Origin of the sequence: Comamonas thiooxydans, from assembly GCF_002157685.2 — a bacterium.
Taxonomy (GTDB): Bacteria; Pseudomonadota; Gammaproteobacteria; order Burkholderiales; family Burkholderiaceae_C; genus Comamonas; species Comamonas testosteroni_H.
Window position 1 is genome coordinate 5706653 of record NZ_AP026738.1, and the last position, 26509, is coordinate 5733161.

The following is a 26509-nucleotide window of genomic DNA, read 5'->3' on the forward strand; positions in this document are numbered from 1 at the left end:
GGTGAAACTCCTCACTGAGCCTTGGTGGTGGCCGGGATCTGGTCCAGCTTGTTCACCGGAGGGCCCGAGAACGTGGTCTTGAAGCTGCCGATGGCGCGCATGTCGATCTCGAGCAGGAAAGGGCCCTTCTTGCCCCAGGCACCTTCCAGCACCGCGGGCAGCTCGTCGAGATGGCTCACGCGGGCATGGGGCAGCTTGATGGACGCGCACAGCTGGGCATAGTCGGGCGTGTGCAGTTCCACATAGCAGCGGCGGCCGCCGTAGGAGGCGTCCTGGATGTTCTGGATCACGCCATAGCGCTGGTCGTTCATCAGCACGATCATGGTGTCGCACTCTTCCTGCACCAGGGTGGCGAGCTCGCCGAGGTTCAGGATGAAGCCGCCGTCGCCGGCCAGGCCCAGGGTCTTGCGGCCCGAGCCGCTTTCGGCCGCGCCGATGGCCGCACCGATGGCCATGGGCATGCCCATGCCGATGCCGCCGCCCGTGGCGTGCACGCCCGCGTTGGACTCGAAGAAGCGCAGTTCGCGGTTGCCCCAGGTGCTGTTGGAGACGGTCACGTCACGCACCCAGTTGAAGTTGCGGCCCACGGCCTGCTGCAGCTGCTGCACCAGGGCGCTGTACGGGCCCAGGCCGTCGCGCATGGTGGCCACGACTTCGTCGTGCACCTGGCGCAGGTCGGCCAGCAGCTCGGGATCGGCCTTGTAGCCGCGCGCTTCCAGGCGGTCGGCCAGGCCGTTCAGGGCCAGGGCCGAGTCGCCGCAGACAAAGCCGTCATCCATATAGCAGCGGCCTTGCTGGGCGGCGTCCACATCGATGCGCAGCAGCGGGCGCGGCAGCTTGAGTTCGTACTTCAGGGTTTCGTTGCTGCGCAGGCGCGTGCCCACGGCCAGCATGGCGTCGCAGCGCTGGTAGAAGGCTTCGACGGGCTTCTGGATGTTGTAGGCGCCCAGGGATGCGGGATCGTCCTCGGCCACGATGCCGCGGCCCTGGCCGGTGCTCACGATACCGAAGCCCAGGGCCTTCAGACGCTGCACGGCAGCGCCGGCATGGCGGGCGCCGCCGCCCAGCCACAGCAGCGGACGCCTGGCCTTGGCCAGCTGCTCGGCCAGCGCGTCGAGCGCGGCTTCGCTGGGCGCCAGCACGGCCACCGGCAGCGGTGACAGGTCGGCAGGCATGTCAATCAGCGCCTGCTGGATGTCGATCGGGATCTCCACGCTGACCGGGCCCGTCGGGGCGGTCATCGCGGTCTGCACCGCGGCCTTGAGCGTGGACAGGCAGGTCTCGGCGCTCAGCACGCGGAAGGCAGCCTTGGAGACGGACTTCAGCATGGTCAGCTGGTCCGGCGCCTCGTGGATGTACGACAGCTTCTTGTCCAGATACTGGGTCTCGATCTGGCCCGTGATGTGCAAGAGCGGCGTGCCGGCCGTATAGGCTTCCACCAGGCTGCCGGCGATGTTGCCCGACGCCGGGCCGGTGCTGGTGATGCACACGCCCAGGCTGGAGGTGGAACGCGCGCAGGCGTCGGCCATGTTGCCGGCGCCGGCCTCGCCACGCGCCATCACGAAGCGGACCTTGCCGCGCGCAAACATGGCATCGAGGATGGGCATGTTGTGGATGGAGATCACCCCGAAGGCAGCCTTCACGTCGCAATGCTCGAGGAACTCGGCAATGACGGCGCCGACGGTGATTTGATTTTGCTTAGGCATGACGAGAATGGCCTCCGGAAACGTCGATATGGCTGCCCGTCGTGTATGACGACAGTGGCGTAGCAAGAAAGAAAATGGCGCGGGCCGCTTCGGCGGGCTTGCCAAGGCGCCCCATGGGGATGTGCTTTGTGCTTGCGAGCGCGCCGCTCCACTGCTCCCAGGTCTGGCCCTTGTCCTCGCGAGCCTCGAAGCGGCGGCGCCACTGGCCGGACTCGATCAGGCCGACCAGGATGCCGTTGACGCGTATGCCCTTGGGTGCGAACTCGGTGGCCATGGAACGCACCAGGTTCTTGAGGCCGGCGCGCGCGGCCGAGGTGGCGACCATGTGCGGCTCGGGCTGGGAGGCCAGCAGCGAGTTCACGCAGACAATGGCCGAGCCTTCGCCGCGCTCGAGCTGGGGCAGAAAGGCGCGCGTGGGATGCAGCACCGAGAAAAACTTCAGGTGCAGCTCCTCGGTCCAGGCTTCGTCACTGGTGTTCTCGAAGGTGGAGACGCGTCCCTGCCCCGCGTTGTTGATGAGGATGGAAGCCGGGCCCAGGGCCGCTTCGCTGGCGCGGGCGAACTGCTGCACCTGCTCGGCATCGAGCACGTCGCAGGCCTGTGCGAACAGGCGCGTGCCAGCCTCGGGGTGGCGCTCCAGCAGCTGCCTTACGGCCTGCTCCAGACGCTCGGGATTGCGGCCGCACAGGGCCACGCGTGCGCCCTGGGCCAGCAGCAGCTCCACCGTGGCCAGGCCTATGCCAGAAGAGCCGCCGGTGACGACGGCCGTGGCGTCGAGTGTGAAATCATGCATGGCCGCCTCCTGCGCGCCTTGAAGTGATGGACAGAACCTGCGCGCTGGACTGCGGCCGGTAGTTGAGCAGCTCCGACAGTTCGGCGGCCGCCGCGCAGACGCGCGGCACCAGCTCCGTCTGGCGCGCGAGGTCGATCTGGGCCGAGGCCAGGGTCACCCCAAGGGCTGCGATGACTCGGCCGCTGTGATCGCGCACGGGCGCCGCGATGGTGGAGATCGAGCTTTCGTAGAAGCCCGCACCGGCCACATGGCCACGCTCGCGATCGGACTGAACCAGGTCGAAGAGATCGATCACGGTCCTGGGCGTATTGGGCGAATGGCCTTCCAGCTGCTCTTCGGGATAGAGGGCGCGCAGCTCTGGCAGCGACAGGTCGGCCAGCAGGATGCGACCCAGCAGCGTGGCATGGGCGGGCAGCCGCGTGCCCACACGCACCGAGCTGGTCAGCGGTGTCGGCGGCGTGACCTTGGCCACATAGACGATGGAGCGGCCGTCGCGCACCACGATGTTGCAGGGGAAACGGATTTCGTCGCACAGCCGCGCGATCACGGGCTGGCCCAGCTCGGTCAGGTCCATGGAGGACAGGAACTCGAAACCCAGACGCAGCACGGACAGGCCCAGCCGGTAGTCGTTGCCGCCCTCTGCGCGCTGCAGAAAGCCCATGCTCTCCAGCGTGTTGAGCATGCGAAACACCGTGGCGCGCGGCAGCTGCAGGCGACGTGCCAGCTCGGGAGCACCCAGCGTGGCGTTGTCGCGGCCGAACTCCTGCAGCAGGCGCAGACCGCGCTCCAGCGCGGGCACCATGTACTTGTCGGCGCCGCCGTCCGGCGCACCACCGGTATCTTCAGGAATAGTGGAAGCAGACATATCCAACTTTCGGTTCATTCCAGCTTGTTGCACCCAAGCCGGAAGCTCCCCCGCTGTATGCACCGTTTCTTTCGCCAGAGACAGCAAGCAAGGGCCGCCCCACAGCGAGGCTGTCGTCCCCCTGGGGGGAAGGCGCGCAGCGACTCAGGGGGCTCTTCATTTTTCAATTCATGACGAAGCCGCCGTTGACGGGCAGGACCTGCCCCGTCACGAAGCGCGCACCGTCCGACAACAGATAGGACACGGCACCCGAAACATCCTCTGGCCCTTGCTCACGCTGCAGCGCGCGCTGGTCGATGTAGAGGCGATGACGGTGCTCGGGCACGTACTCGGTGGCCTCGACCAGAACCAGGCCCGGAGCCACGGCATTGATGGTGATGGCATCCGCGCCCAGCTCGCGCGCCATGGAGCGCGTCATGGCCATCACGGCGCCCTTGCTGGCCACATAAGCCATCAGATTGGGGGCGCCCCACATGGCGGTGTCGGAAGCCAGATTGACGATGGCGCCGCGCCCGCTGTCCTTGAGCGCCGCACGGCAGGCACGGGTCATCAGCCAGACGCCGCGCACATTGACGTTCATCACCTGATCCCATTTTTCCAGGGCGATGTCGTCCATACCCTTGCCGCCGGAGTCCGTCACGGCCGCGTTGTTGACCAGGCCATCCAGACCGCCGAGCGTCTGCACGGCCTGCTGTGCGCACTGTTCTATGGAAGCCGGGTTGCTCGCATCAAAGGCGACGCCGTGAGCCTCGAAGCCCATGGCACGCAGCTTGGCAACTGCTTCGCTCAGCAATTCGGCGCGCAGATCGGCCAAGACGAGCCGCGCCCCCTGCTGGCACAGCGTCTGCGCAAAAGCAAAACCCAGGCCGCGCGCAGCGCCGGTGACAAGGATCCGGCGCCCAGCGAGCTGACCGGTGGAAGGCATGGTGTTGAGGGTCATCTTAAACCTTGTTTGTTTCAAATATGAAATGACACTTTTTTCTTGAAACAAGCCTGCAGTTTAGTGAGCCTTGTTTTGAGTCAATACCCGGAGAAACCCGTAGTCAGCACACCACAGCGACATACGGGCGTAAAAAAACCGCGACAAGCGCGGTTGAAAGGAAAACGGAGCAACAAAAGGTATCCGGCCCGCAGTTGTCGGCAGGCTGGATCAGAAGTCATCAGTACCAATAGCTTATAGCGCCTATCAATGAATGAGCTCAGGTTTAAAACACCCTAAAACTCATATTTATCAATCGCTTACAGCTATTAAAAGATTAGCAAACAGTCTGCTTTTTCGCGGGCGTCAGGCGCAGAAAGTCCAGCACCACGCGTTGCGCGTAGCGGCTTGCCACCGTGCGCACGAAATCCGAAAAATCCACATGGGCGCTGTCGTCCGCCCGGTCCGAGATGGTGCGCATTGCGGTAAATGGCGTGCCGTAATCCAGGCAGGTCTGGGCCACGGCAGCGCCCTCCATCTCCACGGCCAGCACGGCATGGCCGGCTGCCTCCAGATCGGCTCTGAGTTGTGCGCTGGCCTGGCGCGAGCTGACAAACTGATCGCCGCTGGCAATCAGGCCCTCATGGACGCAGGCCGAAGCATATGAAGCCACGATGCCCGAGCGCAGCGCCGAGTCTGCGGCCTGCACCAGTCGGTCCGTCGCCGCCTCGTCGCAGGCCAGGGTGCTGCGGCCGTAACCGGGCAATTGCCAGCGCGGAAAGATCGGCGAGGCATCCATGTCATGCTGCAGGAAAGTCCGCGCGATCACCACATCGCCCACGTTCACGTCGGCGCCGATGCCGCCAGCCACGCCGGTGAACAGAATGCCGCGCACGCCAAAGCGCTCGATCAGCGCGGCGGTGGTGGTGGCAGCGGCCACCTTGCCGATGCCCGACAACGCGCACACCACCTCGTGGCCATGCAGCCGGCCCAGCCAGAAATCGCGCCCGGCATGGCGCAGGCATTGCATGTCCTGCATGGCGTCGACCAGGCCGTGTTGTTCTTCGGCAAGAGCGCTGAGAATGGCAAGCGTCATGGATGGGGGTACTCCGGAACATGGGCCAGGCGGCCCTGGTGAAAGCACAAAAGCGGCACAGGGCCGCTTTTGTGGGAAGCGCAAGAGGCGCGATTAGAGCATGGCGGTTTACTGCGCCACGATATTGTGGCTCTTGACCACGGGCGCCCACAGCGCGGTCTCCTTGCGGATCAGCTCGCCAAAGGCATCGCCCTTGACCACCCAGGGGGTCATGCCCTGGGCCTTGAGCTGGTTCTGCGCGGCCTGGGTCTTCATGACCTTGTCGATGTCCTCGGCCAGCTGCTTGACCACTTCGGGCGGTGTGTTCTTCGGAGCCAGCACGCCATACCAGGACGAAACGGCAATACCCGGAACACCAGCCTCGGCCAGTGTCGGCACATTGGGCAGGAAGCTCGAGCGCGTGGCATCGGTCACGGCCAGGGCGCGCAGCTTGCCCGACTGCACATGGGGCAGCACGGTGGGCATGTTGGCGATCAGCATGGGGATGGTACCGCCCAGGGCATCGTTCAGGCCCTGTCCCGAGCCCTTGTAGGCCACGTGCATGATGTCGGCACCCGACTTGTCCTTGAACAACTCGCCGGCCAGGTGCAGGCTGGAGCCCACGCCGGGCGAGGCATAGCTGATCGAATTGGGCTTGGACTTGGACAGGGCCACCAGCTCCTGGATGGTCTTGGCCGGCACCTGCGGATTGACGACGATGACATTGGCCGCACGCCCCATGGAGGCCACGGGCACGAAGTCGCCGAACACGTTGTAGGGCAGCTTGGGCATCAGCGTGGGATTGATGGTCAGGTTGCCCTGAGGCACGACCAGCAAGGTATGGCCGTCGGGCTTGGCGCGCTTGACCATGTCGATGCCGATGTTGCCGTTGGCACCGGGGCGGTTGTCGACGATGGAGGCCTGCTTGTACTCCTCGGTCAGGCCTGTGGCCAGGATGCGGGACAGGATGTCCACCGCGCCGCCGGCGGGGAACGGCGCAATGATGGTGAACTGACCGCTGGACAGCTGTTCGGCGGCACTGGCAGCGAAGGCCGGGGACATGGCGGCGGGCAGCGCAGCGGTGCAGGCCAGCGCCAGGCAGGACTTGAGGAAGGCGGAACGTTGCATGGTCTTGTCTCCTGGGAGAACGGAAATTTCAAAAAGGCTAAATGCCGATGCGCATCAGGCTTGATGCAGCGCAAAGGCCGGCGGGCAAAGACCTGACACCATGGATGCCATGCTCAGATGGGCGGTGCTTGCGCGCATTTTTGCAAGCACGCAAGCAAGACCGATGCCACCGGCACGGCACATGGCTGGAACGGGTCAGTACCGGGTTAGATGGCCAGGGAAGCCACGTTGTTGAGCACGGCGCGCACCACGCTGTACACGGTCAGCGCCGATGTCTTGGGGTTGGCCGCCAGCGGCTTGCCGCGCATGGTCAGCTCCATGGCGCCGAAAGCGCCGCGCGCCTCGACGTGGTGCACGTTTTCATCGACGGCCGGGTCGGCGAAAAGGCGCACCATGGTCTTGTCCAGGCCCAGGCCCGCCAGCGACAGCGTGGCCGCCACATTGGCATTCTTGGGATAGAGCTGGGCCGCCTCGCGGGCCGTGCCTTCAAAGATGCAAAAGGCTTCGGTCAAGGCCTCCAGATCGCAGACTTGCTCGGCCGGAGTGCCGCTCCAGGCTCTGGGCGGCTTGCGGCCCGTGTAGACCACCGTGTCCAGTCCGCCGACACGCGCCGCCGCCAGGGCATCAATGCCGCCGATGGCGCCCGACAACAGCTGGGCCTGCGTCTTGCCAGCCTCGGCCGCAGCCTGTACGCGCTCGGCCATGCCCGGCGCGCTCAAAGCGCCTATGGATGCGATGACCGCAGGAATGCCGCGCGCCAGGGCCGGCAGCACATGCTCCTCGATGGCTGCGTGACCCGCGCATTCCACCAGCAGATCCGGCACCGCGTCAGCGGGCAAGGCCTGCAGCAGCTGCGCCTGTGGCGCCAGGCGGGCAGCCGTCTCGCGCACGGCTGCCGTAATCTCGGGAACCAGTACCCAGCCCACCTGCAACCGGGTATCTCCGCTCAAAAGCTCCAGAACACTGGAGCCAATCGCGCCGCAGCCAATCAAAGCAATATTTTTCATCTCTAGCCTCCTGAAAAATGCGCTGGCCCGGCGTGATCGGGGTCAGCGCAAATGGTCCGGGTGCTGCTGGCGCAAATGAGCGGACAGAGTCTCTGCCGCCTCCTGCACCTTCTGCACCCAGAGTTGGGTTTTTTCGGGCCCCAACTCGGTAAACGGAATGGCCATGGCCAGCCCCGCTACCACCCGCCCGTCTGCGGCGCGCACCGGCGCTGCAATACTGGAAACGCCAGGCTCGTAAAAGCCCTCGCCCATGGCATAGCCACGCTCGCGATCCTCGGCCAGCAGGCGCAGCAGCTCGTCGATATTGCGCGGCGTGCTCTCGGAGAACTGGGGCAGTTCCTCGCCGCCAAACACCGAGCGCAGCTGCGCGGCATCCATGTCATGCAGCAGGGCTCGTCCCAGCACCGTCGCGTGCGCCGGCAGACGCGATCCCACGCGCACAGCGCCCTGGAATGCTCCGGACGGAGTGACGCGTGCCACATAGACCACGGAAGTGCCGTCGCGCAATGCAAGATTGCTGGTCATGCCCAGCTCCTCGCACAAGGCCTGCAGCACAGGCTCGGCCAGTTGCGCCAGCGGCTGGGTGGACAGGTAGTCATAGCCCAGGCGCAGCACGGCCAGACCGAGCCGGTATTCGGTTCCGCTGCGCTGCAGATACCCCGAGTTTTCAAGCGTGGTCAACATGCGAAACACCGTGGAGCGCGGCAGCTCGAGGCTGCGCGCCAGCTCGGGCGCACTCCAGACCGGCTGCGCCGGACCAAAGCAGGCCAGCAGGCGCAGTCCTCGATCCAGAGCTGGCACGGTGTAACGATCTTGTTCGTTGGTTGAAATCTCAGGGGTTTCGCTCATAGCAATCAGCTGGTATTAGGGCAATAGCTTTGGTTCAACAAAGATGCCAGCCTATGCGCGACCTCCATTGGTTGTTCCACGGGTGAAGCATGACCGGCAGCCGCAAGCGTACCGTAGTGCGCGCCCAGCATTTCGGACCAGGACTTGCAAGCTGCAGGTGTAGTCACGACATCGTGCTCGCCGACCCAAACCTCGACCGGCATGCCAAGCCTGCCCCGTGCCTGTGCCAGATCGCTGCCGCAAAGCAGCTCGACCGCCTGCGCATAGCCCTGCGGCTGCATGCGCGCCGTATTCCAGCGCACCCATGCACGCACGGCTTCAGGAGCCTCGGAGGACACCAGGCGCTGATCGATGACGGCCGCCAGACCGGCGACACCCTTCTCGGCCAGCGAAGCCAGACGACCCTCGCGCACCTTGGCCTGCTGCTCGGCCTTGGCTGGGGCGCCGTAGCCGCCTGCCGGACTGATGAGCACCAGTTGCTCGACCAGTCCTGGTGCGGCCATGGCAGCCAGCCTGGCTGCCATCAGGGCGCCCAGCGAGTGTCCGACCAGCATGCAGCGCCGCACGCCCAGCACAAGCAGCGACTGGGCCAGCGTCTGCGCATAGTCGGCATCGGCAGGCGCCGGCTGGGCCAGCGGCGTCGACACGCCATAACCGGGCGCATCCCAGGCCAGGACACGCACTTTGTCAGCCAGCTGCAGCGCCACATCCAGCCAGGATGCAGCCCCGGAGCTGATGCCATGCAGCAGCACCACCGCGAAATCGGAGCCGGCGTCGCCTGCCTCGCGCCAGGCGACCTGGGCCTTCTGCGGAAGCTTCACCAGCCGCTCGGGAAAACCGGTCTGCAGCTGCTGCAGTTTCAGCGACAGCAAATCCTCGTGCATGACAAAGCTCAGCGCTTGATCTTGGCCAGAGGATGCTCGGGTGGATAGGTCGGGGTGACGGGCTTTTTGGCGCCCAACATCACGCACATCAGCGCATCCTCATCACCGACATTGATCTCTTCGCGGTAGACGCCGGGCGGCACCGAAACCACATCGCGATCGGTCAGGATGGTCTCGAAACGCTCGCCGTCCTTTTCCAGCACCAGCTTGAGCTTGCCGCGCATCACGAAGAACACTTCCTCCACATCGGTGTGCAGATGCGAAGGGCCTTCATGGCCGGCGGGAATCACCATGGTGGAGAAGGTGAAGTTCTCCGACGGAATGGTGTTGCTGTCGGAGGCCACGCCCGTGCCGCCCGTGCCGATGTAACGCATCTGGCCGCGGCGGTATTTGGGATCAAAGTCGGCCTGGAACTTCAGGGCATCGAAGTCGTACTTGCGCGTGGCAAAGCGCGCAATGCGTGTGCTCATCCAGTCTTCAAAGCTGGAGCCCTCGGGGCGATCCCAAGTACGGGCGCTGTTGTCTTGTGCGATCTCGCTCATATGTCTCTCCTGAAACCGTTGTAGAACACAAAAAGCGATTTGCTTTTTGTTTTACTAATAAAACCAGGTTCATTTGGCGAAACAATTATAAGAAGACTTGCCCGATATCAACAAGCACATTTCCTTGTTGCTGCGGTGGAGACAGGTATCGGTGCGGCGTTTGCCCCCGCCCACACAGGCACCGACCTGAAAACAGGCATAAAAAAAGGAGCGCCAAGCGCTCCTGTGAACTCGCCTTGAAGGACAAGATGAAAAACTCTCAAGCGTCGCGCAGCTCCCTGCGCAGGATCTTGCCCACGGGAGTCTTTGGCAGATCGGTGCGAAAGACGATGTGGCGCGGACGCTTGTAGCCAGTCAGATTGGCATGGCAGTAGTCGCGGATGGCCTGCTCCGTCAATGCCGGGTCTTTTTTGACGACGACGAGCTTGATGGCCTCGCCGGACTTTTCGTCGGGTACGCCGACCACCGCGCACTCCAGCACGCCGGGGCAGTTGGAGACCACGTCCTCGACCTCGTTGGGGTAGACATTGAAGCCGCTGACGATGACCATGTCTTTCTTGCGATCCACGATCTTCACAAAGCCGCGCTCGTCCATGGTGCCGATGTCGCCGGTGAGGAAGTAGCCATCGGCCGTCATGACCTTGGCGGTCTCGTCAGGGCGCTGCCAGTAACCAGCCATGACCTGCGGCCCCAGCACGGCGACTTCACCGGGCAGACCCGGCTCGCTCACGTCCTGGCCGTCGCTGCCGACCAGCTTCACATAGGTGCTGGGCAGGGGCACGCCTATGGTGCCCGAGTAAGCCGTGGCCGTGACCGGATTGCAGGTCACCGAGGGACTGGTTTCCGAGAGGCCGTAACCCTCGCAGATGGGACAGCCGGTCTTCTTGAGCCACAGCTCGGCCACGGCACTCTGCACGGCCATGCCGCCGCCCACCGAGACCTTGAGATGGCTCCAGTCCACGGTGCCGAAGTCGGGGTGGTTGGCCAGTCCGTTGAACAAGGTGTTCACGGCCGGAAAGCTGTGGAAACGATGTCTGGACAGCTCCTTGAGCGTGGCCTTGAGATCGCGCGGATTGGGGATCAGCACGGTCTTGCCGCCGGTACGCATGGCCAGCATCATGTTCACCGTGAACGCGAAGATGTGATAGAGCGGCAGCGCGCAGATGCTGGTGGGCTGTTCGCCGGCCGGCACCTTCTTCATGGCAGGCTCGTTCCAGGCTTCGGACTGCAGCACGTTGGCGATGATGTTCCTGTGCAGCAGCACAGCCCCCTTGCTCACGCCCGTGGTGCCGCCCGTGTATTGCAGCAGTGCCATGTCGTCTGCCTTGAGCACCGGTGCGTTCAAGGTCGCACCACGCCCCTTGGCCAGTGCATCCTTGAAGCGCACGGCACCGGGCAGGCTGAAAGGCGGCACCAGCTTCTTGACGGAGCGCACCACGTAATTGACCAGCATGCCCTTCAAAAGGCCCAGCTCGTCGCCCATGGCGCAAAGCACGATGTGCTGCACGGCGCTGCCATGCATGCCGTCCTGCAGCGTCTTGGCGAAGTTCTCGATGATGACGATGGCCTTGGCGCCCGAATCCTTGAGCTGATGCTCGAGCTCGCGTGCCGTGTAGAGCGGGTTGACGTTGACCAGCACATAGCCGGCACGCAGCACCCCGGCCACGGCCACCGGGTACTGGGGAATATTGGGCATCATCAGCGCCACGCGGTCGCCGCGCTGCAGCCCCAGGCTTTGCAGATAGGCGGCAAAGAGCTTGCTCTGCGCATCGACCTGGGCGAAGGTCAGCTCCTTGCCCATGAAGGAATAGGCCACCTTGTCGGCATGCTTGGCAAATGCCTCTTCCATCAAGGCCACCAGCGATGGATACTGGGACGCATCGATGTCCGCAGGAACTCCCTCTGGATATGCATTCAGCCAAGGACGGTCACTCATTCTTCTGTCTCCGTGTCTTATCGTCTGATCCGGCCATTGTGATAAAAAGCACGGTCGTTCGATACTGTAGTAACCCTAGGAAACAAGCCGGGTCACCTTGGTAACAGAAGTCAAAACCCATGAAAAAAGCCCGCAGGCATCAGACTGCGGGCTTTAAATGTTTTCAGCCTCCAGCGCTTACTGATAAAGCGCTGACAGCTATCAAACTTGAGTTTACTTGACCAGCTGGGCCAGATCGCCGGCGGTGTACTTCTTGGCCATTTGCTCCAGGCTATAGCCCTTGATCTTGGCGCCCTGGCCTTCGCAGCCGAACTCGATGTAGCGGGCCTTGCAGACTTGCTTGGCCGCTTCGCGGGCAGGCTTGAGCCATTCGCGGGCGTCGAACTTGTCGGGGTTCTCTGCCAGGAACTTGCGCACGGCGCCAGTCATCGCCAGACGGATGTCGGTGTCGATATTGATCTTGCGCACGCCGTACTTGATGGCTTCCTGGATCTCTTCCACGGGCACGCCGTAGGTTTCCTTCATCTTGCCACCGTACTGGTTGATGATGGCCAGCAGCTCCTGGGGCACGGAAGAGGAACCATGCATCACCAGGTGGGTGTTGGGGATGCGGGCGTGGATTTCCTTGACGCGCGAGATCGCCAGGATGTCGCCCGTGGGCTTGCGGCTGAACTTGTAGGCGCCGTGGCTGGTGCCGATGGCGATCGCCAGCGCGTCCAGCTGGGTCGCCTTGACGAACACGGCGGCTTCTTCGGGGTCGGTCAGCATCTGGCTGTGGTCCAGCTTGCCCTCGGCACCGATGCCGTCTTCTTCGCCGGCTTCGCCGGTTTCCAGGTTGCCCAGGCAACCCAGCTCGCCTTCCACGGTGGCGCCGATCTGGTGGGCCATGGCCACCACCTTCTGGGTCACGTCCACGTTGTAGTCGAAGGACGAAGGGGTCTTGCCGTCGCTCATCAGCGAGCCGTCCATCATCACCGAGCCGAAGCCCAGGTTCAGCGCGCCCTGGCAGACTTCAGGCGTGGTGCCATGGTCCTGGTGCATCACCAGGGGGATGTGGGGGTACATCTCGGCGGCCGCCTGGATCAGGTGCTTGATGAAGGGCTCACCGGCGTACTTGCGGGCACCGGCGCTGGCCTGCAGGATCACGGGCGCGCCGACTTCGTCAGCCGCCGACATCACGGCCTGGACCTGCTCCAGGTTGTTCACGTTGAAGGCGGGGATGCCATAGCCGTTTTCAGCAGCATGGTCCAGCATTTCGCGCATCGAGATCAAAGGCATGGTGGGTTCCGTTCAAAGTTTTGAGAGGCAACGCCCCCGGCGATGAATCACTGCAGTGCGCCGCACTGCAGCTGTGGCCCGGGGAAAGACCAGCGGCCACACTTCGGTAACCGCTTAGTAACCGGGCATTTTAACCGGCTAGCGGTATTTCCATGCGATAGCAGGTGGTGAAGCCTTGCGGTGCCTCGGCCACCATGAAGCGCCCGCCATGGGCCTGCATGACACGGCTGACGATTTCATGGCCCAGATGCAGGCTGTCCACGGGCGGCACATGTACCGGTGCGGCATCACGTCGGCCGTCATCGCAGACCTGCACCCAGGCCCGTTCCTGGACGCTGTCAAGGCCGGCCTGCACCTCGATCTGCGTGCCCGTCGGCGTGTGACGCACAGCGTTTTCCACCAGATTGCGCAGGGCCGAATCGAGCAGCAGCGCATTGCCGCGCACTGGCAGCTCCTGCGGGGCCTCCACGGAGATCATGTCTTCACGCTGCCAGGCATGCTGGGCCTGCGCCGCCGCCACATTGCGCACCACATCGGCCCAGTTCACGGTCTGCAAAGGCGCATCCAGCATGCCGCGTCCAGCCCGGGCCAGAGTCAGCAACTGATCGAGCACATGGCCGGCATGCAGGGCGTCCTGACCGATGCGCTGCAGCGCGGCCTGCATGACAGCGGTATCGGTCTGCCCCCCCGACTTCAGTGCCTGGGCCTGCAAAGCGATGGAGGCCAGAGGCGTGCGCAGTTCGTGGGCCACTTCATTGGCCAGATTGCGCTCGCGCTCCAATGCCTCCTGCTGGCGGTCGAGCAAGGTATTGATGGAGCTGACCATGGGCGAGAGCTCGCGCGGCACATGGGCGTCGGACAGACGCTGGTCACGACTCAGATCCAGCGCCTCCACGCGCTGCGTGAGCTGATTGAGCGGGCGCATGCCGCGGCGCATGGCCACACCCAGCGCAATCACAATCACGGGCAGCAGCCAGAAGCCTGGCTCTATCATCTGCATGGCGATGTCGTCGGCCAGACTGTCGCGCTCGGCCAGGTCAATCATCACCGTGACCTTGGCTGTCCTGTCATGGCTCCACTGGGTATAACTGCGCCAGGCCTTGCGTTCATCCGCACCAATCGTGGCAAAGCCCTGCTCGATGTCGAAATTCGGTAAAGGCGCCTGTCCGGTGCGCGAGATCAGCAGGCCTTGCGCATTCCAGAGCATCACGCTCAGCGACTCCTGATAGTCGTGGGCGTGCAGGCCTGCAGGCGGCTGGACAGCCGTGGTCTGCCCGACCGGCACATCGTCCTGCACATGCCAGTTCAAGGTCAGCGCAGCCACTCCTGCCAGGTGTCCATCGGTCAGCTCATCGGCCTCGTGCACCCCTGTCTGGTAGCCCCAGATGACAAAGCTGCCCCAGACCAGCGCCAGCGCGCCCAGCACCCAGGCCAGCAGATTCAGCTGCAGCGAGCTGCGGCGCATGCCGGTCTGCGGGATGGCCTTCACTCCTGCTCCTGCGGCATGAAGTAGCCCACACCGCGCATGGTCACAATGATCTTCTGGCCCAGCTTCTTGCGAAGATGGTGGACATAGACCTCCACGGCATTGCTCTCCACCGTATCGCCCCAGCTGTAGAGATGCTCCTCGATTTGCGGGCGCGACAGCACCCGCCCGCGCGCAAGCAACAAGGCCCAGAGCACGGCAAATTCGCGCGGTGAAACCTCCACCTTCTGCCCCGCCTGCCTGATGGTGCGGGCAGCCGGGTCCACCTCCAGATCCGCATGGCGGATCACCGGCGATGCCTGACCGGCCGCGCGGCGCATCATGGCGCGCAAGCGGGCCTCCAGCTCGTCCATGTCAAAGGGTTTGACCAGATAGTCATCGGCGCCCAGATTGAGCCCCGCGACCCGGTCCTGCACCTGATCGCGTGCCGTGAGGATCAGCACCGGCGTGGCCGGATCGGGCAGTTGCGGCACACCGGGCCGGCCTGTCTGCAGGCGCAGGCGGCGCACGACCTCGCTGCCATCACCGTCGGGCAGACCCAGGTCCAGCAACACGGCATCGAAGCGCTCGGCACTCAGGGCATGCCAGGCCTCGGCCACGCTGGCGCACACATCCACCGCATAGCCGCGCTGCATGAGATTGGTTCGCAGCCCTGCTGCAATGCCTTCGTTGTCTTCGACCACCAGAATTCGCATGCACGCATTGTGCGCGGCAATCCGCAATCCGCTCAACTGGCCGGTCAACGCCGATGCCCACCTCCCCTGCTTGCGCATGGGCTTGACATCCGCAAGCCAGCATTTCGCTTTAACATCGGCCACCCTCCATTGCCGCAATCTGCCGCAGCGCCTTCATGTTCTTCTTCGATCCATTTCTGTTTGCGCTGTTCAATGCCGATGCCCAGACGCACTGGTTCAGCATCCAGCTGGCACGAACACTCTCGGCCTGGCTGCCCAATCTCAGCGGCATTCTTGTCCTCATCGCCCTGGTGTTCGGCTCACCGGCAACACGCCGCACCATGTTGATGCTGCTGCTGTCCATGGCCACGGCCTGGCTGATCGCCAGACTCATACGCTGGGGCTTCCCGGCTCCGCGCCCGTTCCAGCTCAATCTGGGCACGCTATGGATTCAGCATGGCGGACGTGCCGGCTTTCCCAGCCTGCATGCCAGCGGAGCCTTTGCCCTGGCGATGGCCCTCAGCCTGGGCGCAACCCGCCACCGCAAGCCGCTGGTCTGGCTGGCCTGGATAGCCGCCATCGGCATCGCCTGGAGCCGCGTCCATCTGGGGGTGCACTTTGCGTCCGATCTGATGGCCGGCGCGCTGGTAGGCATCAGCGGTGCGCTCATCGTCTGGCATATCGCCTTCCAGTTGCGTCGTCGCCGTCATCTGCGCGTCATGCCGCATCTCAAGCGCTTGCGCAGCGCATGGGCGGCCCAGGGCTGAGCCTGCTCTTAAGCGCTTGTTAAGAAGCGCTTTCTATCGTGGCGGCCATGAAGTCGTCCGCCCCCTCGCTCCCCCTCCCTCCTCTTCGCCGAGCCTCCGCTCCAGCCCTGCTGAGCTGGACCGTCATTGCCCTGACCTGCATACTGGCCTGGGACATGAGCAGCCTGGACATGCCCATGGCGCACTGGTTTGGCAGCAGCCAGGGCTTTGCCCTGCAGAACGACTGGTTCATGGTCAACATTGCCCATGAAGGTGCGCGCAAACTGGCCTGGGCCATCGTCATGGGGCTGAGCCTGATGATCTGGTGGCCTATCGGCTGGATGCGAAAAGTGTCTTACCCACGCCGGATACAACTGGTGGTGGGCGCGCTGGTCTCGCTCATCATCATGGCGCTGATGAAACGCATCAGCGTGACCAGCTGCCCCTGGGACCTCGCCGACTTCGGCGGTGTAGGACACTATGTCTCGCACTGGGCCTGGGGTGTCATAGATGGCGGCGGCGGCCACTGCTTTCCGGCCGGTCACGCCTCGGCGGGCTTTGCCTTCATCAGCGGCTACTTCGCGCTGCGCCACGACCTGCCGCGCGTAGCGCGCCTGTGGCTTGCCACTGCTCTGGTTGCAGGTTTTGCCCTGGGCCTGGCCCAACAGATGCGCGGCGCTCACTTCATGAGCCACACGCTGTGGACCGCCTGGCTGTGCTGGACGGCCAGCTGGTTTTGCGATCTGCTGACCACCCGCCGCCTGGCGCACCAGGCACCGGCGGATGCAGCCCTTTCTCCCGACGAACTGCTTGCCCAGGACTGAGCGCAGCACACACGCAAAGGTCATTCATGCTGCTTTTCGATGCCCCCGTATTTCACTTTCTGAATGCCAACACCCAGAGCCCGCTGTGGTGGATTCAGGCCTCGCGCTTTGCCTCGAACTGGTTGCCCGGCCTATGCGCCCTGCCCGTAATTGCCGCCATGCTGGCACTTGGCAAAGGCTGGCGGCGCAGCCTGCAACTGGCCTTGCTGTCCATGGCATGTGCCTGGGTGACCTGCCGTCTGATTCGCTGGGGCTTTCCCATGCCCAGGCCGGCGCAACTGGGCATGGGCATGCAGTGGATATCACATGGTGCCAGCGCCAGCTTTCCCAGCATGCACGCCGCCGGCGCCTTTGCCCTGGCTCAGGGCGTCAACCTGGGTGTGGGCAGACATCAGCGCTGGCTGGTTGTTGTCGCATGGCTTCTCGCCACCAGCGTGGCACTCAGCCGCGTGGTGCTGGGCGTGCATTTCCCGTCGGACGTTCTGGCCGGCATGCTGGTCGGTACCGCCAGCGCCGTGCTGGTCTGGCGCAGCGCCCTGCAGATTAAACAAGCCCGTCGTCGCCAACAGCTCAAACGCCGCCTGCAACCCCAGCTCGGCTGATTCACGCCATCAAAAAAAGAAAGCTGCCAGCGCTTATGCATAAAGCGCTGGCAGCTTTCTTGATGAGGCATGCTTCAAGTCAGAGACATCGAGCAAGAGCCGCCTCGCAGCGAAGATGCCGTCCCCCCTCGGGGGAAGCGGCATAGCCGCCCAGGGGGCTCACTCCACCCTGCAGATCTTGAGCATATTGGTGCCACCGGGCTGGCCCATGGGCTCGCCGCAGGTGATGGCGTACACATCGCCGGACTGCACGATGCCGCGGGCCAGCAAATGGCCCTTGGCCTGGTCCAGCGCCATGTCGCGCTCGGCGCTGGTGTCCATCAGCAGAGGGCGCACGTTGCGGTACAGCGCCATCTTGCGCTGCGTGGCCAGCTTGGGTGTCAGGGCGTAGATGGGAATATGGATGCGGTGACGGCTCATCCACAGCGCGGTCGAGCCGGAGTCCGTCAGCGCCACGATGGCCTTGGCACCGAGGTGATGAGCGGTGAACAGCGCGCCGATGGCGATGGCCTGGTCGGTACGCTTGAACTGGCTGTTGCTGAAGTCGGCATCCTTGACGCGGTCTTCGGCCGCTTCCGCAGCGGCGCAGATGGCGGCCATTTCACGCACGGTTTCCAGCGGGTACTTGCCGGCAGCGGTTTCGGCGCTCAGCATCACGGCATCGGTGCCGTCCAGCACGGCATTGGCCACGTCGCTCACTTCGGCACGGGTGGGCACGGGGTTGGTGATCATGGACTCCATCATCTGGGTCGCGGTGATCACCACCTTGTCCATGTCGCGCGCCATGCGGATCATCTTCTTCTGCAGCGCGGGCACGGCGGCATTGCCCACTTCCACGGCCAGATCGCCACGGGCGACCATGATGCCGTCGGAGACCTTGAGAATCTCTTCCAGACGTGGAATGGCCTCGGCACGCTCGATCTTGGCGATCAGGCCGGGCTTGTGGCCGTACTGGGCAGCGGCCACATTGCACAGCTGGCGCGCCATTTCCATGTCGGTGGCGTTCTTGGGAAAGCTCACGGCCACGTAGTCGGCCTGGAAGGACATCGCGGTCTTGATGTCTTCCATGTCCTTGGCGGTCAGTGCGGGAGCCGTCAGGCCGCCACCCTGCTTGTTGATGCCCTTGTTGTTGGACAGCTCGCCACCCAGCTTGACGACGGTGTGCACCTCTTCACCGCGCACTGCGTCCACGGTCAGCACGATCAGGCCGTCGTTGAGCAGCAGCACATCGCCCGCCTTCACATCACGGGGCAGCTCCTTGTAATCCAGGCCCACGCCGTTGATGTCGCCCAGTTCGGTGCGCGATGCATCGAGCACGAAGCGCTCACCGGGCTCGAGCATGACCTTGCCCTCGGCAAACTTGCCGACGCGGATCTTGGGACCCTGCAGGTCGGCCATGATGGCCACTTCGCGGCCTGCACGCTGGGCGGCCTCGCGCACCATGGTGGCACGGTCGATATGGTCCTGCGCCTTGCCATGGCTGAAGTTCAGGCGCACGACGTTCACGCCTTCGCGCACCATTTGTTCAAGCAGTTGCGGATCGCTGGAAGCGGGGCCCAGTGTGGCGACGATCTTGGTAGCACGACTCACTTGCATGAAATGTCTCTCTCGCGATGGAATGTAATCGGGTTTCAATTCTGGCACGAATGCGGTTACATGACTGCATCTTGCACAGCGTAACAGCGCAGTGCAAGCCAGCTGCAGCACAGCAAAAACAGTAGCTGCTTGCGCATGCCTTTTCTTTAGATCACAGTGAATAAACCATGAAATGTTGATATTTCAAGTGCTTGCAGCTACTGATTTAGAAGCATAAGAGCGAAATTCGCCCCCGAATCGGTGCGCCTGCTGCAGCGCATCAAAGACCGCGTCGAAACAGTTTTGCCCGGCAGGTTCAAATGTGCGGACCTCAGATCAGCCCGTGCGAGAGCAGATAGGTCACCACATGCGTGAGCATGGCAGCCTCGAGTCCGTAGCGCCAGAACATGATGCCCGCCAGCAACCCGTAGACGCTTTCACACACCAACAGCTGCAGTACGACCGGCACCGGAAGCTCGCCGACCACGGTCCAGTCCAGAAACACCGGGATGCAGCCGGACAGCAAGGCCGCCAATGCAATTGCCGCCCAGCCCAGCCGCCAGTCCGGGCGCTGCCGGGGGCTGCCGAAGGCCTTCCACAACATCCACATCACGCCGGTCAGCATGCCAAGACGCAACAGCAACTCTTCGGTAATCGCGCCGTAGAGCAGCTTGGGCCATAACGGCAGGCCGTAGACCGGGTCCACAAAAGACATGCTTTCGGGCCAGACCACGGCCAACGTCACCAGCCATGCGGCACCGATCACGCCACCCGCCACGCCGGGCAGGCTCAGCACGCGCACGCCGCGCCAGGGCATGCGCCCCTCGGCCACGGCATGAATCAATGGTGCGCTCAAGCCCAGCTTCGGGCCCAGCCTGCCCCCCAGGCCCACGCTCAGCGCCAGCAGAACGCTCAACCCCGCCGTCGCAGCCCAGCCAACCACAATGTCGGAGCCGCCACTGGCCAGAGCGGCCAGCCAGGCCGGCGGCGTCGTCCAGGCCAGTGCCACCACGCCTGGCAGACCCAGCAACCAAAGCAGCAAGCCCATGCGCGCGGCAGACTGTGGCCTAGCCGCAGCGCGATGAGACAGGTGGGTAAAGGTCTGCGGCATGATGAACCCTGGCTCAGGCCTCTCAGTCACGCATCAACGCTTCGATCTCGTCGGCCTTGACCGGCACGCCGCGGGTGATGAGCTCGCAGCCGGTCTCGGTGACGATGGCATCGTCCTCGATGCGGATACCGATGTTGTGGAACTGTTCGGGTACGCCGGGCGCAGGACGCACATAGATGCCCGGCTCCACCGTCGTGACCATGCCGGGGCGCAGGATGCGGCTGGGGCGATTGGCAATGGTTTCGCCCGAGATCGGGTCCTTGCGCTCGCTGACCACGCCCAGCTCGCTGGGTTCCACATAGCTGCCGCAGTCATGCACATCCATGCCCAGCCAGTGGCCGGTGCGGTGCATGTAGAACTGGAAGTAGGCACGCGACTCGATCACATCCTCGGCTGTGCCGTACTTGGTACGGTCCAGCAGCCCCAGGTCCAGCATGCCCTGGGCCAGCACAGCGACGGTGGCGTCATGCGGGTCGTTGAAGCGCTTGCCGGCCTTGGTGACGGCAATCGCCGCTTCCTGACTGGCCAGCACCAGGTCGTACAGCGCACGCTGCGCTCCGCTGAATTTGCCGTCGGCCGGGAAGGTGCGCGTGATGTCGCTGGCATAACCATCCAGTTCACAGCCCGCGTCGATCAGCACCAGCTCGCCCGCGCGCACCGGCGCCTTGTCGGCCTGATAGTGCAGCACGCAGGCATTGGCACCGGCTGCCACGATGGAGCCGTAGGCCACGTACTGCGAGCCATGCTGGCGAAATTCGTGCAGCAGCTCGGCGTCCAGATGGTATTCGCGCACCTCCTCGCCATTGCGGATCATGCGGGCCGAGCGCTGCATGGCACGCACATGGGCCTGGGCACTGATCTGCGCGGCGCGGCGCATGATGTCCTGCTCGTGCGCGTCCTTGACCAGACGCATCTCGTCCAGCAGCACACAGGCATCGCCCTGCTGTGTGGGACAGAGCACGCCAAAGCGCGAGCGGGCACGCACCTGGCCCAGCCAGCCTTCGACCTCTTCGGCCAGGCCCTTGTGGGTGGCGAAGGGGAACCAGACGCGCTCACGGTTTTCCAGCAGGCGCGGCAGGCGGGAATTGATTTCATCGCTGGAGAACGCCTGAGTCATGCCCAGCTTGGTCTTGGCAGCCTCGGGACCCAGGCGATAGCCGGTCCAGACCTCGCGCTCCAGATCCTTGGGCTGACAGAACAGCACGCTCTTGCCGTCACTGGTCAGCACCAGGCAGGCATTGGGCTCGGAAAAGCCCGTGAGGTAGTAGAAGTAGCTGTCGTGGCGATACAGATACTCGGTATCGCGGTTGCGATGCAGCTCGGGAGCCGTAGGGATGATGGCGACACCGCCGTCGCCCAACTGGGCGGCCAAGCGTGCGCGGCGTTGGGCATATACAGAAGTCATGGGCATATCGTAATGCTGGCCGGGCATCTGTACATCAGCTTACATCTGCGGATGTCAGCTATTGCGCTCCTGCCCTTGCGTCGGTCTGAATCCCGGTGGCCAGCAGTGCCATCGCATCACCGGGCACCAGGGCCTCGGGCTGACTCGCGCGCCAGCCCGACCAGAGCAGGCTTGCCCCAGACAGAATCAGCAGGCCGCAGACCAGCCATTCCACCAGCCTTTTGGGCCAGGCAGGCGGATGTCTGGCACTCCACCAGGTCACGCCCGTGACGACAGGAAAGGCCAGCGCCGTCCAGCCCATGACCGCCCAGTTCAGCTGCCCCTCCACAGCCACCATGGCAGCGCGCAGCAAGGAGCAGGAGACAAACATGGCAAACAGGCAGTGGCGCACCAGCATGCGATCCAGCGGCTGACGGTAGAGGTGATAGACCATGGGCGGGCCAGGTGTGGCAAACAAACCACCGAGCAGCCCCGACGACACGCCGGCCACCCACATGGAAACAGGGCCTGAAGGCTGGTCCAGCGCCTTCTTCTGCATCAGCAGCAACATGGCGCACAGCACGATCACCATGCCCAGCAGCATGCGCAGGCCGTTGAGCGTATTGCCGCTGAGCCAGTGCAGCAGCAGCACCCCGCCGACTACGCCCAGCACACTGCTCATGAGCATGGGTTTGAGCATGGCCCAGTCCGGCTCGAAGCGGTAGGCGCGCATATAGCTGACGCCGTTGATGATGGACAGCAGACAGGCCACATTGGCCGCATCGGCAATATTCATCAGGCCCGTGGCCCCTGCCACGCCGACAAAGATCAGCCCGAACGCGAAGCCCGTGAGGTTCTGGCAGAACGCGGCCAGCCCCACCAGAGCCATGAAGAAAACGATTTGCATGCACTCACCCGATGACGGCCACAAGAGGAACTGTGGATTTGCATCCGGTTGCGCCAGTCAGAAAAGTAAAAAGCATAGCAGATGCTTGCCATGGCAAGCATTCGTGCAATCCACAGAGAGGCGCCTCAACTCATAGCTTCGTGCGCATTGCCGGCATGAGTTCCAAGGAAGTTTAGGGAGCAAGTATTTTGATCTGCTGCGCCGACCACTCGACCAGCTCGCCGCACTGAGCGTGCCAGCCTTGGGGCGCGAAATCCGGCCAGTGACAAAGCAGCTCGCGGGTTGGCACATCCCAGAGCCAGCCCTGCCCTTCACCCACCACCAGCAAGCGACCGTTCACGCAGTGCAGATACCGGGCGCGCGGCAAGCCGGGCATGGGCCAGAGTTGGCCCGCATGGCCCTCCTCGGGCACAGGCACATGGATATCGAAGATCACCACGCCAGGCGCATGCAGGCAGTCGCCAAAGCCATCGTCATCCCAGTTGCCCACGTTCCAGATCGCGACGCGCGAGTCATCCAGCCACACGCAAGGCTGGTCCCAGCCCTCGCCCTGGGCCAGCCGCTTGCGCGAGGAGCCGTCCTCGGACTCCCAGCGGTTGCCATCCAGCCAGGCGGGCAGCGACCACACGGCGGGAATGCCCACGGGCGCCCAAACCCAGCCGTCGTCCAGCAACCATTGCTGCGAAGGACTGGGCAGAAGACGGCCATGAAAATAGTCCAGATAGTGCGGCTGCTCGAATGCCAGCCCATCGCGCTCGGTCAGGTTCTCGCCCGTCGCGCAATCCATGGCATCGAGCCGATTCCACTGCGTGCGGTGAATCAGCACATCGCGGCCCTGATGCTGGACAAATGCGATGGAAAAAGGCACGGTCCTGGGGTGGTAGTCGCCCCCAAAAAGCTGCACGACGCGCTCGCCCGTACGCAAATTTACCAGCACGCCAAATGTGCCTCCATCATCTGCAATCACCGCATAGTTGCCACTGAGCGCGCAATGTACTTTGAAGCCATGCGTCCAGTGCGGTGTAGGCGGTGTGGACTCTGGCAAATCCAGCTGCGCCAGTTGCTGGCTCCGGCCGCTTGGCAGCTTCAACGCATGCAGGCCGCCGTCCCGGGTCAGCAGCAGCAACTGGCCCCAGTCTGCCCGCGCGGTGCAGGCGTGGACGATGTGCGAGCCTTGCCAGTCGATGCTGCGTGCGCTCATGTCTCAGCCCCGATTGAGCTGGGCCAGTCGCTCGGGCGTGCCCACATCGACCCAGCGACCGGTGTAGAGCGAGGCCCCCACGCGGCCGTCCTGCATGGCGCGGCGCAGCAACGGGGCCAGCGGGGCACGCTGGCCTTCGGGGTTTCCGGGCTGCACATCGAACCACGGTGCTGCAAACAACTCGGCTTTCAACAGCGCAATCGTGCTGTAGGTGTAGCGTGGCCGCTCGTCGTCGGCAGGCAGATCCAGTGCCTTGCCGTCCTCGCTCAGACCAAAGTCGCCACGCGGATTGTGTCCAGGATTGGGCACCAGCCACAGGTGAGCCAGTTCATCGCTTTGCGCAAACGCCTGGGCATCCTGCACCGCAAAGCTGAAATCCGGCGCATAGACATCACCTGCGGCCAGCCAGAAAACCCGGTCCAGCTGCGGCAGGGCGCGGCTGATTCCGCCCGCGGTTTCAAAGGCTTTCTCGGGTTCCGCCGAATAGGAAAGCGATAGCTTCGCGCTCGCACCCGCATCGGGCTGCGGCACGAATTCATCGCCGAAATACGCGGGAATCTGCATCCCCAGCCAGCCGGTATTGATGACGGCCCGCGCCACGCCGGCAGCCAGCAGCGCCTGCATGTGCAACTGCAGCAGCGGCACGCCCTGCACCTTGAGCAACGGCTTTGGCGTGACATCTGTCAGCGGCCGCATGCGCTCGCCCCGGCCTGCGGCCAGCAGCATTGCAGGGGGTTGCACCAGGAGGGAAGCAGCGTTTTCTACAGTCATTGCAATCAGCTTTTCAACACGGTTTGAGGTGCGCAAGACACCTGTTTCTGGGGTTGCACTGTAGAGCATTGACCCGCATCCCGCCTGCGAAAATTGGGCCTCCATTAAAATGACGGGCTTAGCAGAATTACCCCTCCTTTTCGGAGCGCCCTGATGGCCAACACTCAAAATATGGCGAATGCAATCCGTGCACTCGCAATGGATGCCGTTCAACAAGCCAATTCCGGCCACCCCGGTGCCCCCATGGGCATGGCCGACATGGCCGTAGCGCTGTGGAGCCGCCACCTCCAGCACAACCCCGTGAACCCTCACTGGGCCAATCGCGACCGCTTCATTCTGTCGAACGGTCACGGCTCCATGCTGATCTATGCGCTGCTGCACCTGAGCGGCTACGACCTGCCCATCGAAGAGCTGAAGAACTTCCGTCAGCTGCACAGCAAGACTGCCGGCCACCCCGAAGTGGGCATCACGGTTGGTGTGGAAACCACCACCGGCCCTCTGGGCCAGGGCATCACCAATGCCGTGGGCTTTGCACTGGCTGAAAAGCTGCTGGCTGCCGAGTTCAACAAGGACAAGCACGAGATCGTCGATCACCACACTTATGTGTTCCTGGGTGATGGCTGCCTGATGGAAGGCATCTCGCATGAAGCCGCCGCCTTGGCCGGTGCCTGGAAGCTGAACAAGCTGATCGCCCTGTACGACGACAACGGCATCTCCATCGACGGCAAGGTAACCCCCTGGTTCATCGACAACACGCCCGAGCGCTTCGAAGCCTATGGCTGGAACGTGATCCGCGCCGTGGACGGCCACAATGTGGACGCCCTGGACAAGGCCATCGCCGCCGCCAAGAAGAGCGCCGACAAGCCCACGCTGATCTGCTGCAAGACCCATATCGGCAAGGGCTCGCCCAACCGTCAGGACACGGCCAAGGCCCACGGCGAACCTCTGGGCGCCGAAGAAATTGCACTGACCCGCGCTGCTCTGGGCTGGACCTACGGCCCCTTCGAGATCCCTGCCGAGGTCTACACCGACTGGAACGCCAAGGATCTGGGTACCAAGGCCGAAGCTGCCTGGAACGAAAAGTTCGCTGCCTACACGGCCGCCTTCCCCGAGCAAGCCGCCGAGTTCACGCGCCGCATGGCTGGCGATCTGCCCGCCAACTTCGGTGAAATCGCCGCCAAGATCGCCTCCGACGCCCATGACGCCGGCGCCACCGTGGCCAGCCGCAAGGCCAGCCAGCTGGCCCTGGAAGGCCTGACAGCCGCTCTGCCCGAGCTGCTGGGCGGCTCTGCCGACCTGACCGGCTCCAACCTGACCAACACCAAGTCCACTCCCTCTTTCCGCGTGGACGACAAGGGTGCCGTGGTCAAGACCGAAGAAGGCCAGATCGGCCGCCACATCAACTACGGTGTGCGCGAGTTCGGCATGGCCGCCATCATGAACGGTGTGGCGCTGCACGGCGGCTTCATCCCCTACGGCGGCACCTTCCTGACCTTCTCCGACTACAGCCGCAACGCCATCCGCATGGCGGCCCTGATGAAGCAGCGCGTGATCCACGTCTTCACGCACGACTCCATCGGCCTGGGCGAAGATGGCCCCACCCACCAGTCCATCGAGCACGCAGCCTCCCTGCGCCTGATTCCCGGTCTGGACGTGTGGCGCCCCGCCGACACCACCGAGACCGCCGTGGCCTGGACCGTGGCCCTGAGCCAGAAGAACAAGCCCACAGCCATGCTGCTGAGCCGCCAGAACCTGGCTTACTCGCCCAAGAGCGAAGATGCGCTGGACGACATCGCCTGCGGCGCCTATGTGCTCTCCGAGCCCAAGGACGTGGGCCTGAAGGGCAAGAAGGCCCAGGCCGTGATCATCGCCACCGGCTCCGAAGTGCAGCTGGCTCTGGCTGCCCAGAAGCAGCTGGCCGAACGCAAGATCGCCGTGCGCGTGGTCTCCATGCCCAGCACCACGACCTTCGACAAGCAGGATGTGAAGTACAAGAAGGCCGTGCTACCCGCCGGCCTGCCCCGCATCGCCGTGGAAATGGGTGTGACCGACTTCTGGTGGAAGTACGGCTGCGCCGCCGTGGTCGGCATCGACACCTACGGTGAGTCCGCCCCCGCAGGCGTGCTGTTCAAGCACTTCGGCTTCACCGCCGAGAATGTGGCCGACACCGTGCAGGTCGCCCTGCAGAACGCTGGCAAGTAAGCGCAAAAGGGGCCTCGTGCCCCTTTTTTCCGGCTGAAGTTTGC

The 26509-nt window shown here is 63.9% G+C and carries 24 protein-coding genes; 4 read left to right on the forward strand and 20 right to left on the reverse strand.

Features of this window, described 5'->3' with window-relative positions:
• Window positions 1–11: 11 nt before the first annotated feature.
• From CTR2_RS26570 to CTR2_RS26635, 14 genes are all read right to left on the reverse strand, one after another.
• Window positions 12–1706, reverse strand: coding sequence for a thiamine pyrophosphate-binding protein (locus tag CTR2_RS26570; RefSeq protein WP_087085711.1), 1695 nt, complete (start codon window positions 1704–1706; stop codon window positions 12–14).
• Entirely contained in the window at window positions 1699–2499 is an 801-nt protein-coding gene (locus tag CTR2_RS26575) for an SDR family oxidoreductase (protein WP_087085710.1), read from the reverse strand. Before CTR2_RS26575 ends, CTR2_RS26570 begins: the two co-directional genes overlap by 8 nt.
• Complete coding sequence (locus CTR2_RS26580) at window positions 2492–3364, reverse strand: IclR family transcriptional regulator (protein ID WP_176391764.1); 873 nt, start codon at window positions 3362–3364, stop codon at window positions 2492–2494. The genes CTR2_RS26575 and CTR2_RS26580 overlap by 8 nt, the downstream gene beginning before the upstream one ends.
• A gap of 163 nt (window positions 3365–3527) precedes the next feature.
• Window positions 3528–4304 (reverse strand): SDR family oxidoreductase, encoded by a 777-nt coding sequence (locus tag CTR2_RS26585; RefSeq protein ID WP_087085708.1) that lies wholly within the window; start codon window positions 4302–4304, stop codon window positions 3528–3530.
• A gap of 316 nt (window positions 4305–4620) precedes the next feature.
• Window positions 4621–5379 carry a 5'-methylthioadenosine/adenosylhomocysteine nucleosidase gene (locus CTR2_RS26590; protein WP_087085707.1) on the reverse strand — a complete coding sequence of 253 codons (759 nt, stop codon included), beginning with the start codon at window positions 5377–5379 and terminating at the stop codon, window positions 4621–4623.
• 108 nt (window positions 5380–5487) lie between these two features.
• Entirely contained in the window at window positions 5488–6486 is a 999-nt protein-coding gene (locus tag CTR2_RS26595) for a Bug family tripartite tricarboxylate transporter substrate binding protein (protein WP_087085706.1), read from the reverse strand.
• Between the two features lie 206 nt (window positions 6487–6692).
• On the reverse strand, window positions 6693–7493 hold the full coding sequence (locus CTR2_RS26600; RefSeq protein ID WP_087085705.1) for an aspartate dehydrogenase: 801 nt from the start codon (window positions 7491–7493) through the stop codon (window positions 6693–6695).
• Window positions 7494–7535: 42 nt separating this feature from the next.
• On the reverse strand, window positions 7536–8342 hold the full coding sequence (locus tag CTR2_RS26605; RefSeq protein ID WP_087085704.1) for an IclR family transcriptional regulator: 807 nt from the start codon (window positions 8340–8342) through the stop codon (window positions 7536–7538).
• A 5-nt stretch (window positions 8343–8347) separates the two neighbouring features.
• Window positions 8348–9226 (reverse strand): alpha/beta fold hydrolase, encoded by an 879-nt coding sequence (locus tag CTR2_RS26610; protein ID WP_087085703.1) that lies wholly within the window; start codon window positions 9224–9226, stop codon window positions 8348–8350.
• A gap of 8 nt (window positions 9227–9234) precedes the next feature.
• A complete protein-coding gene (locus CTR2_RS26615; protein WP_003072476.1) occupies window positions 9235–9768 on the reverse strand; it encodes a cupin domain-containing protein in 534 nt (177 codons plus the stop codon).
• 259 nt (window positions 9769–10027) lie between these two features.
• Window positions 10028–11704, reverse strand: a complete 1677-nt coding sequence (locus tag CTR2_RS26620) for a long-chain-fatty-acid--CoA ligase (protein ID WP_004340316.1) — start codon at window positions 11702–11704, stop codon at window positions 10028–10030.
• Between the two features lie 213 nt (window positions 11705–11917).
• Entirely contained in the window at window positions 11918–12982 is a 1065-nt protein-coding gene (gene fba, locus CTR2_RS26625; protein ID WP_087085702.1) for a class II fructose-bisphosphate aldolase, read from the reverse strand.
• A 130-nt stretch (window positions 12983–13112) separates the two neighbouring features.
• On the reverse strand, window positions 13113–14462 hold the full coding sequence (locus CTR2_RS26630) for a histidine kinase dimerization/phospho-acceptor domain-containing protein (protein ID WP_409021402.1): 1350 nt from the start codon (window positions 14460–14462) through the stop codon (window positions 13113–13115).
• Between the two features lie 5 nt (window positions 14463–14467).
• Window positions 14468–15163, reverse strand: a complete 696-nt coding sequence (locus CTR2_RS26635; RefSeq protein ID WP_004340295.1) for a response regulator transcription factor — start codon at window positions 15161–15163, stop codon at window positions 14468–14470.
• 155 nt (window positions 15164–15318) lie between these two features.
• Between CTR2_RS26635 and CTR2_RS26640 the strand changes: the two genes are divergently transcribed.
• From CTR2_RS26640 to CTR2_RS26650, 3 genes are read left to right on the forward strand one after another with little or no spacing between them, the layout of a single operon-like run.
• The gene (locus CTR2_RS26640; RefSeq protein ID WP_087085700.1) at window positions 15319–15909 is read left to right on the forward strand and encodes a phosphatase PAP2 family protein; all 591 of its coding nucleotides are present in this window, start codon (window positions 15319–15321) and stop codon (window positions 15907–15909) included.
• Window positions 15910–15956: 47 nt separating this feature from the next.
• Complete coding sequence (locus CTR2_RS26645; RefSeq protein WP_087085699.1) at window positions 15957–16712, forward strand: phosphatase PAP2 family protein; 756 nt, start codon at window positions 15957–15959, stop codon at window positions 16710–16712.
• 26 nt (window positions 16713–16738) lie between these two features.
• A complete protein-coding gene (locus tag CTR2_RS26650) occupies window positions 16739–17314 on the forward strand; it encodes a phosphatase PAP2 family protein (RefSeq protein WP_087085698.1) in 576 nt (191 codons plus the stop codon).
• Window positions 17315–17473: 159 nt separating this feature from the next.
• On the opposite strand, the gene pyk is transcribed toward CTR2_RS26650, so the two are convergent.
• From pyk to CTR2_RS26680, 6 genes are all read right to left on the reverse strand, one after another.
• On the reverse strand, window positions 17474–18910 hold the full coding sequence (pyk, locus tag CTR2_RS26655) for a pyruvate kinase (RefSeq protein WP_004340286.1): 1437 nt from the start codon (window positions 18908–18910) through the stop codon (window positions 17474–17476).
• Window positions 18911–19220: 310 nt separating this feature from the next.
• On the reverse strand, window positions 19221–20000 hold the full coding sequence (locus CTR2_RS26660) for a CPBP family intramembrane metalloprotease (RefSeq protein WP_087085697.1): 780 nt from the start codon (window positions 19998–20000) through the stop codon (window positions 19221–19223).
• Between the two features lie 22 nt (window positions 20001–20022).
• A complete protein-coding gene (locus tag CTR2_RS26665) occupies window positions 20023–21432 on the reverse strand; it encodes an aminopeptidase P N-terminal domain-containing protein (protein ID WP_087085696.1) in 1410 nt (469 codons plus the stop codon).
• 31 nt (window positions 21433–21463) lie between these two features.
• Window positions 21464–22291 (reverse strand): TSUP family transporter, encoded by an 828-nt coding sequence (locus CTR2_RS26670; RefSeq protein WP_087085695.1) that lies wholly within the window; start codon window positions 22289–22291, stop codon window positions 21464–21466.
• A gap of 172 nt (window positions 22292–22463) precedes the next feature.
• Window positions 22464–23492, reverse strand: coding sequence for a hypothetical protein (locus tag CTR2_RS26675; RefSeq protein ID WP_087085694.1), 1029 nt, complete (start codon window positions 23490–23492; stop codon window positions 22464–22466).
• A gap of 3 nt (window positions 23493–23495) precedes the next feature.
• Window positions 23496–24263 carry a nucleotidyltransferase family protein gene (locus CTR2_RS26680; protein ID WP_087085693.1) on the reverse strand — a complete coding sequence of 256 codons (768 nt, stop codon included), beginning with the start codon at window positions 24261–24263 and terminating at the stop codon, window positions 23496–23498.
• Between the two features lie 153 nt (window positions 24264–24416).
• On the opposite strand from CTR2_RS26680, the gene tkt reads away from it, so the two are divergent.
• Complete coding sequence (tkt, locus tag CTR2_RS26685; RefSeq protein WP_087085692.1) at window positions 24417–26465, forward strand: transketolase; 2049 nt, start codon at window positions 24417–24419, stop codon at window positions 26463–26465.
• Window positions 26466–26509: the final 44 nt, after the last annotated feature.

What these genes read in the sequence shown, in the direction of transcription:
- pyk (WP_004340286.1), bottom strand. Translation starts at nt 18,910, where the DNA reads ATGCAAGTGAGTCGTGCTACCAAGATCGTCGCCACACTGGGCCCCGCT.
- CTR2_RS26665 (WP_087085696.1), bottom strand. Translation starts at nt 21,432, where the DNA reads ATGCCCGGCCAGCATTACGATATGCCCATGACTTCTGTATATGCCCAA.
- CTR2_RS26610 (WP_087085703.1), bottom strand. Translation starts at nt 9,226, where the DNA reads ATGCACGAGGATTTGCTGTCGCTGAAACTGCAGCAGCTGCAGACCGGT.
- CTR2_RS26620 (WP_004340316.1), bottom strand. Translation starts at nt 11,704, where the DNA reads ATGAGTGACCGTCCTTGGCTGAATGCATATCCAGAGGGAGTTCCTGCG.
- CTR2_RS26570 (WP_087085711.1), bottom strand. Translation starts at nt 1,706, where the DNA reads ATGCCTAAGCAAAATCAAATCACCGTCGGCGCCGTCATTGCCGAGTTC.
- CTR2_RS26590 (WP_087085707.1), bottom strand. Translation starts at nt 5,379, where the DNA reads ATGACGCTTGCCATTCTCAGCGCTCTTGCCGAAGAACAACACGGCCTG.
- CTR2_RS26635 (WP_004340295.1), bottom strand. Translation starts at nt 15,163, where the DNA reads ATGCGAATTCTGGTGGTCGAAGACAACGAAGGCATTGCAGCAGGGCTG.
- CTR2_RS26605 (WP_087085704.1), bottom strand. Translation starts at nt 8,342, where the DNA reads ATGAGCGAAACCCCTGAGATTTCAACCAACGAACAAGATCGTTACACC.
- CTR2_RS26595 (WP_087085706.1), bottom strand. Translation starts at nt 6,486, where the DNA reads ATGCAACGTTCCGCCTTCCTCAAGTCCTGCCTGGCGCTGGCCTGCACC.
- tkt (WP_087085692.1), top strand. Translation starts at nt 24,417, where the DNA reads ATGGCCAACACTCAAAATATGGCGAATGCAATCCGTGCACTCGCAATG.
- CTR2_RS26615 (WP_003072476.1), bottom strand. Translation starts at nt 9,768, where the DNA reads ATGAGCGAGATCGCACAAGACAACAGCGCCCGTACTTGGGATCGCCCC.
- CTR2_RS26645 (WP_087085699.1), top strand. Translation starts at nt 15,957, where the DNA reads ATGAAGTCGTCCGCCCCCTCGCTCCCCCTCCCTCCTCTTCGCCGAGCC.
- CTR2_RS26660 (WP_087085697.1), bottom strand. Translation starts at nt 20,000, where the DNA reads ATGCCGCAGACCTTTACCCACCTGTCTCATCGCGCTGCGGCTAGGCCA.
- CTR2_RS26640 (WP_087085700.1), top strand. Translation starts at nt 15,319, where the DNA reads ATGTTCTTCTTCGATCCATTTCTGTTTGCGCTGTTCAATGCCGATGCC.
- CTR2_RS26680 (WP_087085693.1), bottom strand. Translation starts at nt 24,263, where the DNA reads ATGACTGTAGAAAACGCTGCTTCCCTCCTGGTGCAACCCCCTGCAATG.
- fba (WP_087085702.1), bottom strand. Translation starts at nt 12,982, where the DNA reads ATGCCTTTGATCTCGATGCGCGAAATGCTGGACCATGCTGCTGAAAAC.
- CTR2_RS26675 (WP_087085694.1), bottom strand. Translation starts at nt 23,492, where the DNA reads ATGAGCGCACGCAGCATCGACTGGCAAGGCTCGCACATCGTCCACGCC.
- CTR2_RS26600 (WP_087085705.1), bottom strand. Translation starts at nt 7,493, where the DNA reads ATGAAAAATATTGCTTTGATTGGCTGCGGCGCGATTGGCTCCAGTGTT.
- CTR2_RS26650 (WP_087085698.1), top strand. Translation starts at nt 16,739, where the DNA reads ATGCTGCTTTTCGATGCCCCCGTATTTCACTTTCTGAATGCCAACACC.
- CTR2_RS26580 (WP_176391764.1), bottom strand. Translation starts at nt 3,364, where the DNA reads ATGTCTGCTTCCACTATTCCTGAAGATACCGGTGGTGCGCCGGACGGC.
- CTR2_RS26670 (WP_087085695.1), bottom strand. Translation starts at nt 22,291, where the DNA reads ATGCAAATCGTTTTCTTCATGGCTCTGGTGGGGCTGGCCGCGTTCTGC.
- CTR2_RS26575 (WP_087085710.1), bottom strand. Translation starts at nt 2,499, where the DNA reads ATGCATGATTTCACACTCGACGCCACGGCCGTCGTCACCGGCGGCTCT.
- CTR2_RS26585 (WP_087085708.1), bottom strand. Translation starts at nt 4,304, where the DNA reads ATGACCCTCAACACCATGCCTTCCACCGGTCAGCTCGCTGGGCGCCGG.